6 protein-coding genes, 4 tRNA genes and 1 pseudogene are annotated in these 10,756 nt (G+C 56.2%); 10 read left to right on the forward strand and 1 reads right to left on the reverse strand.

Annotated features, from left to right (window positions below; genetic code table 11):
* A pseudogene (locus DBR18_RS13235) lies at nt 1–372 on the reverse strand (tetrahydrofolate dehydrogenase/cyclohydrolase catalytic domain-containing protein); the annotation flags it as partial.
* A gap of 275 nt (nt 373–647) precedes the next feature.
* On the opposite strand from DBR18_RS13235, the gene DBR18_RS13240 reads away from it, so the two are divergent.
* From DBR18_RS13240 to DBR18_RS13285, 10 genes are all read left to right on the forward strand, one after another.
* Nucleotides 648–724 (forward strand) — tRNA-Arg (locus DBR18_RS13240).
* Between the two features lie 32 nt (nt 725–756).
* Nucleotides 757–832 (forward strand) — tRNA-His (locus tag DBR18_RS13245).
* Between the two features lie 58 nt (nt 833–890).
* Nucleotides 891–975 (forward strand) — tRNA-Leu (locus tag DBR18_RS13250).
* A gap of 76 nt (nt 976–1,051) precedes the next feature.
* Nucleotides 1,052–1,127 (forward strand) — tRNA-His (locus DBR18_RS13255).
* 397 nt (nt 1,128–1,524) lie between these two features.
* Entirely contained in the window at nt 1,525–2,835 is a 1,311-nt protein-coding gene (gene tig, locus DBR18_RS13260) for a trigger factor (RefSeq protein ID WP_108590652.1), read from the forward strand.
* Nucleotides 2,836–2,927: 92 nt separating this feature from the next.
* Nucleotides 2,928–3,563, forward strand: coding sequence for an ATP-dependent Clp endopeptidase proteolytic subunit ClpP (clpP, locus tag DBR18_RS13265; protein WP_007951559.1), 636 nt, complete (start codon nt 2,928–2,930; stop codon nt 3,561–3,563).
* Nucleotides 3,564–3,675: 112 nt separating this feature from the next.
* The gene (gene clpX, locus DBR18_RS13270) at nt 3,676–4,959 is read left to right on the forward strand and encodes an ATP-dependent Clp protease ATP-binding subunit ClpX (protein WP_003223632.1); all 1,284 of its coding nucleotides are present in this window, start codon (nt 3,676–3,678) and stop codon (nt 4,957–4,959) included.
* A gap of 163 nt (nt 4,960–5,122) precedes the next feature.
* On the forward strand, nt 5,123–7,519 hold the full coding sequence (lon, locus tag DBR18_RS13275) for an endopeptidase La (protein ID WP_003223634.1): 2,397 nt from the start codon (nt 5,123–5,125) through the stop codon (nt 7,517–7,519).
* A 148-nt stretch (nt 7,520–7,667) separates the two neighbouring features.
* The gene (locus DBR18_RS13280) at nt 7,668–7,940 is read left to right on the forward strand and encodes an HU family DNA-binding protein (protein WP_008077714.1); all 273 of its coding nucleotides are present in this window, start codon (nt 7,668–7,670) and stop codon (nt 7,938–7,940) included.
* Between the two features lie 236 nt (nt 7,941–8,176).
* Complete coding sequence (locus tag DBR18_RS13285; RefSeq protein WP_108590653.1) at nt 8,177–10,048, forward strand: SurA N-terminal domain-containing protein; 1,872 nt, start codon at nt 8,177–8,179, stop codon at nt 10,046–10,048.
* Nucleotides 10,049–10,756 lie beyond the last annotated feature (708 nt).

The following is a 10,756-nucleotide window of genomic DNA, read 5'->3' on the forward strand; positions in this document are numbered from 1 at the left end:
GATGGAAGCCGTCGACGTCTTTGTCCGGGCGAATGCGCTCCAGCAGTTTGGAGGCGTCCAGGTGTCGGGCAGCGGCAGTTGCAGCAGCACGCCGTCGATGGCCGGGTCGTCGTTGAGGCGATCGATCAGATCGGTCAGCGCTTCTTGAGTGGTTTCGGAAGGCAGGTCGTAGGCTTGAGAGAGGAAGCCAACCTCTTCACAGTCTTTACGCTTGTGCGAGACATAAACCTGAGAGGCAGGATCGCTGCCGACCAGGATCACCGCGAGGCCGGGAGTGCGCAGGCCTTGCTGGCGACGCTCGGCAACTCGTTGGGCGATCTGCTGGCGCAGGCTGGCGGCGATCGATTTGCCGTCGATTAGTTGTGCAGTCATTGCGCGTGATTAACCATCGAGAGGGGAAAAAAAGAGAACGCATTCTCGCATGTCAGGCGGTGAGGGCAAAGGCGCTTGGTCAGCAAATTCCCCTAACTCCTTTAATTAAATGAATTTTTTTCAAAAAGGATTTGACGACCTTGGGAGCGCTCTATACTATTCGTCGCACTTGTCGGGCACAGCCTAGCACTGGTTAAGAAGGTCGAGCGGAATTAGCGTTCTGCAAGGCTGGAAAGCATTTAGTTTGTAGTCCTTCAAGGGTACAGATTAATAAGGCGCCCGTAGCTCAGCTGGATAGAGCATCCGCCTTCTAAGCGGATGGTCGCAGGTTCGAGTCCTGCCGGGTGCGCCATTAGGCAGCTTTGGCACAAGTAGCGCGATATGGTGGGCGTAGCTCAGTTGGTAGAGCACGGGATTGTGACTCCCGTTGTCGTGGGTTCGATCCCCATCGTCCACCCCATATTTCGAAAGGCGCCAGATGTAACAGTCTGGCGCCTTTGCTTTAAAAAGCTTCATCTGCGGATGTGGTGGAATTGGTAGACACACTGGATTTAGGTTCCAGCGCCGCGAGGCGTAAGAGTTCGAGTCTCTTCATCCGCACCAATTAAAGCTTCATTCATGCCGCAGGCCTGATGAAGTTCTGCAAAGAAGTTGAATGGCTTTTTTGTAATGCAATATGGTGGGCGTAGCTCAGTTGGTAGAGCACGGGATTGTGACTCCCGTTGTCGTGGGTTCGATCCCCATCGTCCACCCCATATTCCGGAAGGCGCCAGATTTAACAGTCTGGCGCCTTTTTTGTTTTACGGCTTGTGGTTTGTTGCGTCGGGTTTCAGGTCGAAGGGCAGGGCATTCGTCGTGTTCGTGGGCTTGCAGTCGTTGCGCCGACCACTGGCAATGTTCACAGGATCAGCCGTCAGGGAGATGGCTCGCGGTCTCTTCTATATATAGAAGCGGTTGAAGCAGAGCCCTGGCGTGATGGTCTTTATTCGTCTTCGGGGTGGAGTGCATTGATGCATTCACACCTATAAATGGCCTGCTGTTTTTTTACCCGTTTCCAGTAGGGTGACTTCTTGAGTTTGACCCACTAGAATGCATGCCCTTGATTCTGGGGTCGGAAACGGCCGGCTAACGTCTGTGCAACGAGGAATATCCATGCAAGTTTCTGTTGAAAATACTACTGCTCTTGAGCGCCGCATGAGCGTCACCGTGCCGGCTGAGCGCATTGAGAGCCAGGTCAACAAGCGTCTGCAGCAGACTGCCCAAAAGGCCAAGATTGCTGGCTTCCGTCCAGGCAAAGTGCCGATGAGCGAAATCAAGCGCCGTTTCGGTGCTGACGCTCGTCAGGAAGCTGTTGGTGATGTCATCCAGTCCTCCTTCTACGAAGCTGTGGTTGAGCAGAAGCTGAATCCTGCCGGTTCGCCTTCGATCGAGCCGAAGTCGCTGGAAGCTGGCAAGGACCTGGAATACGTTGCCGTATTCGAAGTGTTCCCTGAGTTCACCGTTGCCGGTTTCGACGGCATCACCGTCGAGCGCCTGAGCGCTGACGTGGCTGACGCCGATCTGGACAAAATGCTGGACATCCTGCGCAAGCAGAACACCCGTTTCGAAGTGGCCGATCGCGCTGCCCAGAACGAAGACCAGCTGAACATCGATTTCGTTGGCAAGGTTGACGGCGAAGTGTTCGCTGGCGGCTCGGCCAAAGGCACTCAGCTGGTGCTGGGTTCCGGCCGTATGATCCCGGGCTTCGAAGAAGGCCTGGTTGGCGCTAAAGCGGGCGAAGAGCGCGTTCTGAACCTGACCTTCCCCGAGGACTATCAGAACCTGGACCTGGCTGGCAAAACCGCCGAGTTCACCGTGACTGTAAACACCGTTTCCGAGCCAAAACTGCCTGAGCTGAACGAAGAGTTCTTCGCTCAATTCGGCATCAAGGAAACCGGTCTGGAAGGCTTCCGCACCGAAGTTCGCAAGAACATGGAGCGTGAACTGCGTCAGGCCATCAAGTCCAAGGTCAAGAATCAGGTCATGGACGGTCTGCTGGCCACCAACCCGATCGAAGTGCCAAAGGCTCTGCTGTCCAACGAAGTTGACCGTCTGCGCGTGCAGGCTGTTCAACAGTTCGGTGGCAACATCAAGCCTGACCAACTGCCGGCCGAGCTGTTCGAAGAGCAAGCCAAGCGCCGCGTTGTGCTGGGTCTGATCGTGGCTGAAGTGGTCAAGCAATTCGACCTGAAGCCTGACGAAGCCCGCGTTCGTGAAATGATTCAGGAAATGGCTTCGGCTTATCAAGAGCCTGAGCAGGTCGTGTCCTGGTACTACAAGAACGAGCAGCAACTGAACGAAGTCCGTTCGGTTGTGCTGGAAGAACAAGTTGTGGATACTGTTCTGCAGAAAGCTAGCGTGACCGACAAATCGGTCTCTTACGAAGAAGCTGTCAAGCCGGTAGAAGCTCCAAAAGCCGACTGATTGTTTTTGCGTTAAGAAGTACACACATAAGCCAGCCTTCGAGCTGGCTTATGCGTATTCAAGACATAACTATTTGGGAGTGACTGCAGAGCATGTTCCGTAATTCGTATATTCAGCAGAACTCTGATATCCAGGCCGCTGGCGGTCTGGTCCCGATGGTTGTCGAGCAATCTGCTCGTGGCGAGCGCGCCTATGACATCTACTCGCGCCTTCTGAAGGAGCGCGTCATTTTTCTGGTGGGTCCTGTAGAGGACTACATGGCCAACCTGATCTGTGCGCAATTGCTGTTCCTTGAAGCGGAAAACCCGGACAAGGACATCCATCTTTATATCAACTCCCCGGGCGGTTCGGTGACAGCGGGCATGTCGATCTACGACACCATGCAGTTCATCAAGCCAAACGTATCGACGACCTGCATCGGTCAGGCGTGCAGCATGGGCGCATTCCTGCTGACAGCCGGTGCTCCCGGCAAGCGTTTCTGCCTGCCGAACTCGCGTGTGATGATTCACCAGCCACTGGGCGGTTTCCAGGGTCAGGCGTCGGATATCGAAATCCATGCCAAGGAAATTCTGTTCATCCGTGAGCGTCTCAACACGCTGATGGCCAAGCACAGCGGCCGCACGCTGGAAGAAATCGAGCGCGACACCAACCGCGACAACTTCATGAGTGCAGAAGCTGCGAAGGAATACGGTCTGATCGACGAAGTCATCAACCAGCGTCCTGCGTAAAATAAGCAGCTCAAAATAAGGTGGGTCGGCAGGTCCGACCACCAGCGGGCTTGAAAAAGCCCGCAATAGCCTTCATCTTGTGTTGCAAGCCTATCGGATTTGGATCGAACGAATGACTGACACCCGCAACGGCGAGGACAACGGCAAGCTGCTCTATTGCTCCTTCTGTGGCAAAAGCCAGCATGAAGTGCGCAAATTGATTGCCGGCCCCTCGGTCTTTATCTGCGACGAGTGCGTCGACCTGTGCAATGACATCATCCGCGAGGAGGTGCAGGAAGCACAGGCCGAAAGCAGCGCGCATAAATTGCCTTCGCCTAAAGAAATCAGCGGCATCCTTGACCAGTATGTAATCGGTCAGGAGCGTGCGAAAAAGGTTCTGGCCGTAGCGGTGTACAACCACTACAAACGTCTGAACCAGCGTGACAAAAAGGCTGACGACGTCGAACTCGGCAAGAGCAACATCCTGCTGATCGGCCCGACAGGCTCTGGTAAAACCCTGCTGGCTGAAACTCTGGCCCGCCTGCTGAACGTTCCGTTCACCATTGCCGACGCCACCACCCTCACCGAGGCTGGTTACGTGGGTGAGGATGTCGAGAACATCATTCAGAAGCTGCTGCAAAAGTGCGATTACGACGTGGAAAAGGCCCAGATGGGCATTGTCTACATCGACGAAATCGACAAGATTTCCCGCAAGTCCGACAACCCGTCGATCACCCGCGATGTTTCCGGTGAAGGCGTGCAGCAGGCCTTGCTCAAGTTGATCGAAGGCACGGTCGCTTCCGTTCCGCCGCAAGGCGGCCGCAAGCATCCGCAGCAGGAGTTCCTGCAGGTCGACACCCGTAACATCCTGTTCATCTGCGGTGGTGCGTTCTCCGGTCTGGAAAAGGTTATTCAAAACCGTTCCACCAAGGGCGGCATCGGTTTCAACGCAGAAGTGCGCAGCAAGGAAGAAGGCAAGAAAGTCGGTGAATCCCTGCGTGAAGTCGAGCCTGACGATCTGGTCAAGTTCGGTCTGATCCCGGAGTTCGTTGGTCGTCTGCCGGTCCTCGCGACACTGGACGAGCTCGACGAGGCTGCGCTGATGCAGATCCTCACCGAGCCGAAAAATGCTCTGACCAAACAGTATGCCAAGCTGTTCGAGATGGAAGGCGTGGATCTGGAGTTCCGGACCGACGCACTGAAATCGGTCGCCAAGCGTGCCCTGGAACGTAAAACCGGTGCCCGTGGCCTGCGCTCGATTCTCGAAGGTGTGCTGCTCGACACGATGTACGAAATCCCCTCGCAGTCCGAGGTGAGCAAAGTCGTCATCGATGAAAGCGTGATCGAAGGCAAGTCCAAGCCACTGTATATCTACGAAAACAGTGAGCCGACGGCCAAGGCAGCGCCGGACGCGTAAGCGTCCACACTGCCGGAACAAAGAAGGGGCCTTCGGGCCTCTTTTTTTTTATGTCGTTTTTTACATCCGCTTTGCGCTTGTTTTTTTTCAAGGCAGCCCCCATCTTGGTTTCAAGCTTAATTCCATCTGATTACGGCCATATGGCCGCCGTAGAGGCGAAATCATGAAGACAACCATCGAATTGCCTCTCCTGCCATTGCGTGATGTCGTGGTTTATCCGCACATGGTTATCCCGCTGTTCGTGGGGCGCGAGAAATCCATCGAAGCCCTCGAGGCAGCGATGACGGGTGACAAGCAGATCCTGCTGCTGGCCCAGAGAAACCCGGCTGACGATGATCCCGGTGAAGACGCTCTCTATCGCGTAGGTACTATCGCCACTGTGTTGCAGCTGCTCAAGCTGCCGGACGGCACCGTCAAGGTTCTGGTCGAAGGTGAGCAGCGTGGCGCTGTAGAGCGCTTCAGCGAAGTCGACGGGCATTGCCGCGCCGAAGTCTCGCTGATCGACGAAGTCGATGCCGCCGAGCGCGAATCGGAAGTTTTCGTGCGCAGCCTGCTGTCGCAGTTCGAACAATATGTGCAGTTGGGCAAGAAAGTCCCGGCTGAAGTCCTGTCGTCGCTCAACAGCATCGATGAGCCTGGCCGTCTGGTCGACACCATGGCCGCGCACATGGCGCTGAAAATCGAGCAGAAGCAGGAAATCCTCGAAATCATCGATTTGTCGGCCCGTGTCGAGCACGTGCTCGCCTTGCTGGATGCCGAAATCGATCTGCTGCAAGTCGAAAAACGCATTCGTGGCCGCGTCAAAAAGCAAATGGAGCGCAGCCAGCGCGAGTACTACCTGAATGAGCAGATGAAGGCCATTCAGAAAGAGCTGGGCGATGGTGACGAAGGTCACAACGAAATCGAAGAGCTGAAAAAGCGCATCGATGCTGCCGGTCTGCCGAAAGATGCCTTGGCCAAGGCTACCGCCGAGCTGAACAAGCTCAAGCAAATGTCGCCGATGTCCGCTGAAGCCACCGTGGTGCGCTCCTACATCGACTGGCTGGTGCAGGTGCCGTGGAAGGCGCAGAGCAAGGTGCGCCTCGACCTGGCGCGTGCTGAAGACATTCTCGATGCCGATCACTACGGTCTCGAAGAGGTCAAGGAACGCATCCTTGAGTACCTCGCCGTGCAGAAGCGCGTGAAGAAGATCCGTGGCCCGGTGTTGTGCCTGGTGGGTCCTCCTGGCGTGGGTAAAACCTCGCTGGCGGAGTCGATTGCCCATGCCACCAACCGTAAATTCGTGCGTATGGCCCTGGGTGGCGTGCGTGATGAAGCGGAAATTCGTGGTCATCGCCGGACCTACATCGGTTCGATGCCGGGAAGATTGATTCAAAAGATGACAAAAGTGGGCGTACGTAACCCGCTGTTCCTGCTTGATGAAATCGACAAGATGGGCAGCGACATGCGTGGCGATCCGGCGTCGGCGTTGCTGGAAGTGCTCGATCCTGAGCAGAACCACAACTTCAACGATCACTACCTGGAAGTCGATTACGATCTGTCCGATGTGATGTTCCTGTGCACCTCGAACTCGATGAACATCCCGCCGGCACTGCTGGACCGGATGGAAGTCATTCGCCTGCCGGGCTACACCGAAGACGAAAAGATCAACATCGCCGTCAAATACCTCTCGCCAAAACAGATTGCTGCCAACGGTCTGAAGAAGGGCGAACTGGAATTCGACGAGGAAGCGATCCGCGACATCATCCGTTACTACACCCGTGAAGCCGGTGTGCGTGGCCTCGAACGTCAGATCGCGAAGGTCTGCCGCAAGGCTGTGAAAGAGCATGCGCTGGAAAAACGCTTCTCGGTAAAAGTGACAGCTGATCTGCTGGAGCACTTCCTCGGTGTGCGCAAGTTCCGCTACGGTCTGGCCGAACAGCAAGATCAGATCGGTCAGGTGACTGGCTTGGCATGGACGCAGGTGGGCGGTGAATTGCTGACCATCGAAGCGGCTGTGGTGCCGGGTAAAGGTCAGTTGATCAAGACCGGTTCGCTGGGCGATGTAATGGTCGAATCGATCACTGCCGCGCTGACTGTCGTCCGCAGCCGTGCCAAGAGCCTGGGCATTCCTCTGGACTTCCACGAGAAGCGCGACACCCACATTCACATGCCGGAAGGGGCGACCCCGAAAGACGGTCCTAGCGCCGGTGTGGGCATGTGCACGGCACTGGTTTCGGCATTGACCGGGATCCCGGTGCGCGCCGATGTCGCCATGACCGGTGAAATCACTCTGCGTGGCCAGGTGCTGGCAATTGGTGGCCTGAAGGAAAAACTGCTCGCTGCTCACCGCGGCGGAATCAAGATCGTGATTATTCCGGAAGAGAACGTGCGCGATCTGAAGGAGATTCCTGACAATATCAAGCAGGATCTGCAGATTAAACCGGTTAAATGGATTGACGAGGTCCTGCAAATTGCGCTGCAATACGCGCCGGAGCCCTTGCCGGATGTGGCTCCGGAGATAGTTTCCAAGGACGAAAAACGTGAGTCTGATTCAAAGGAAAGAATTAGCACGCATTAATACGTTTTTGCCTGGGGGGCTTCCTTGACAGCTTTTTAGAGCCCTTGTTATAAAGCGGCTCTTAAGTGTCTGTAGGCCATTCAGCACTCGTTTTTGCTTTCACCAAAAAACTTAGAATCATCTCAAAATAGATATAAGGGGACTTAGAGTGAACAAGTCGGAACTGATTGATGCTATCGCTGCATCCGCTGATATCCCGAAAGCTGCTGCTGGCCGTGCGCTGGACGCTGTAATCGAATCCGTCACTGGCGCTCTGAAGGCCGGCGACTCCGTTGTTCTGGTTGGTTTCGGCACTTTCTCCGTGACTGATCGTCCAGCTCGCGTTGGTCGTAACCCACAGACCGGCAAGACGCTGCAAATCGCTGCTGCTAAAAAGCCAGGTTTCAAAGCCGGTAAAGCACTGAAAGAAGCTGTTAACTAAGTTAGTTTGTTTCAGGTTTTTACCCATCCGGGTCGGGGTCATGCCTGACTTGGCAGCGGAGCGGTAGAGCAGGTCGTTAAAGCAGTGACCTGTAACGCCGGGATCGAGGGTTCGAGCCCTGTCCGCTCCGCCAGTTACGAGAAGGCGCATCCTCGGATGCGCCTTTCTTCTATCCGGATTCTACCCACGCTCCACGGTTGCCAAATTTTTGAAGTTCAACCGTTTCTGGGGGACGCATGCTGCAGAATATCAGGGACAATTCACAAGGCTGGATTGCCAAGACCATTATCGGGGTCATCGTTGCACTGATGGCTCTGACCGGTTTCGACGCCATTTTCAAAGCCACGACGCACACCAACGATGCGGCCAAGGTCAATGGTGAAGAAATCAGCCAGAACGAGCTGAGCCAGGCCGTTGACATGCAACGCCGTCAGCTGATGCAACAGTTGGGCAAGGACTTCGATGCTTCCTTGCTTGACGAAAAAATGCTCCGCGAATCGGCCCTCAAGGGTCTGATCGATCGCAAGCTGCTGCTGCAAGGCGCAGAACAATCGAAATTCGCTTTCTCCGAAGGTGCACTGGATCAGGTGATCCTGCAGACCCCTGAATTCCAGGTGGACGGCAAGTTCAGCTCCGAGCGCTTCGACCAGGTGATCCGTCAACTGGGCTACACCCGTATGCAATTCCGCCAGATGCTGGCTCAGGAAATGTTGATCGGTCAGTTGCGCGCCGGTGTTGCCGGTAGCGGCTTCGTCACCGACGCCGAGGTGCTGGCATTCGCCCGTCTGGAAAAACAGACTCGCGATTTCGCTTCCCTGAACGTCAAGGCCGATCCGGCCGCGGTGAAACTGACCGACGATGAGGTCAAGGCTTACTACGACGAGCACGCCAAGGAGTTCATGACACCTGAGCAAGTGGTTGTCGATTATGTCGAGCTGAAGAAGTCTTCGTTCTTCGACCAGGTCGCCGTCAAGGACGAAGACTTGCAGGCGGCGTATCAGAAAGAGATCGCCAACCTGTCGGAACAGCGTCGCGCTGCGCACATCCTGATCGAAGTGAACGACAAGACCACCGACGCTCAGGCCAAGGCCAGGATCGAAGAAGTCCAGGCGCGTCTGGCCAAGGGCGAGAAATTCGAAGCGCTGGCCAAGGAGTTCTCGCAGGATCCGGGTTCGGCCAACAATGGCGGTGACCTCGGTTTCGCCGGTCCTGGCGTCTATGACCCAGCCTTCGAGAAAGCCCTGTACTCGCTGAACAAGGATCAGGTGTCCGAGCCGGTGCGTACCGATTTCGGCTACCACCTGATCAAGCTGCTGGGTGTTGAAGCGCCGGAAGTTCCGACCCTGGCCAGCCTGAAAGACAAGCTGACCCGCGAGCTGAAGACCCAACAGGTCGAACAGCGCTTCGTTGAGGCGACCAAGCAACTGGAAGACTCGGCGTTCGAAGCATCTGACCTGGCTCAGCCTGCTGCGGATCTGAAGCTGACCGTACACACTTCCAAGCCGTTCGGCCGTGAAGGTGGTGAAGGCATTGCGGCCAACCGTGCTGTGGTGACCGCCGCGTTCAGCCAGGAAGTACTGGAAGAAAACGCCAACAGCACCGGCATCGAGCTGGATCCGGAAACCGTGGTCGTGCTGCGCGCCAAGGAACACCTGAAGCCTGAGCAACTGCCACTGGAAGCCGTCAACACGGCGATTCGTGCGCAGTTGACCAAAGAGCATGCCAGCGCTGCTGCCAAGACCAAGGCTGACCAGTTGATCGCCAGTCTGCGTGATGGCAAGACACCGCTGGACAAGGCGGTTGATGGTCAGAACTGGAAGGTTGTCACTGCGGCGACTCGCGCTCAGGAAGGGATCGACCCGACTGTGCTGCAGGCGTTGTTCCGTATGCCGAAACCGGCGGCGAAGGGCAAGCCGACGTTCAGCAGCGTGACCTTGCAGGACGGTAGTCTGATGATTGTGCGTTTGGACGGTGTGAATGAAGCCGTAGCGCCGACTGATGAAGAGAAGGCGCAGTACCGTCGCTTCCTTGCTTCGCGTGAGGGTCAGCAGGATTTCGCGGCATTCCGCAAGCAGTTGGAAAGCCAGGCGGACATCAAGCGGTATTGATGGTTGGCTGAGTGGTAACAGGAAAGCCCCGATCTTATGGTCGGGGCTTTTTTTTGGCTTGGTTTATGGGGCTTGGCGGCCTTGGGGCCGACCATGCTTTGGGTGGATGGGGGGCATATCCGTTGCTTCGGGTGCTGCGGCTGGCGGTTTCGCTCTTACAGCGAGTCACTTTTGCAGACGCCCAAAAGTAACCAAAACGCTGGGCCCCGGCGTACGGCCCTCGCCTAGGCTCGGGTTCCTTCGTTACGGGATTCATCCGGGGGCATCGCCTCCGGTTTGCTTCGCTGCACCTCCTCTCGATGTGTTTGGCTTCGCCAAACGGTCGCTGCGCTCCCACCCCCGGATAAATCCCTCCACTCAGCCTGCCGAAGGGGCCGGCACGGCAAGATCAAGAGCTTTCGGCGAGCTGACACTCGGCCTGTGTAGGAGCTGCCGAAGGCTGCGATCTTTTGATCTTGATCTTGATCTTGATCTTGATCTTGATCTTGATCTTGTGGGAGCTGGCTTGCCAGCGATGGCGGCCTGCCAGCCGCCCCATCTCTGATTGCCCACACTCAATCCCTGTAGGAGCGAGCCTGCTCGCGAAGACGGTCGATCAGTCGCCCAATCCGCGACAGACAAACCCATCACCTCACCCCCGCAAACCCATGCCCCCGCGCCCTGAGCGCCGCATACAAAGTCAAAACCAGCAACCCCACAACAATCCAC

The sequence above is a fragment of the Pseudomonas sp. HMWF021 genome, from assembly GCF_003061005.1.
Classification (GTDB): Bacteria; Pseudomonadota; Gammaproteobacteria; order Pseudomonadales; family Pseudomonadaceae; genus Aquipseudomonas.

Coding starts and splice junctions, on each gene's coding strand:
- lon (WP_003223634.1), top strand. CDS start 5,123: ATGAAGACAACCATCGAATTGCCTCTCCTGCCATTGCGTGATGTCGTG.
- tig (WP_108590652.1), top strand. CDS start 1,525: ATGCAAGTTTCTGTTGAAAATACTACTGCTCTTGAGCGCCGCATGAGC.
- clpX (WP_003223632.1), top strand. CDS start 3,676: ATGACTGACACCCGCAACGGCGAGGACAACGGCAAGCTGCTCTATTGC.
- DBR18_RS13285 (WP_108590653.1), top strand. CDS start 8,177: ATGCTGCAGAATATCAGGGACAATTCACAAGGCTGGATTGCCAAGACC.
- clpP (WP_007951559.1), top strand. CDS start 2,928: ATGTTCCGTAATTCGTATATTCAGCAGAACTCTGATATCCAGGCCGCT.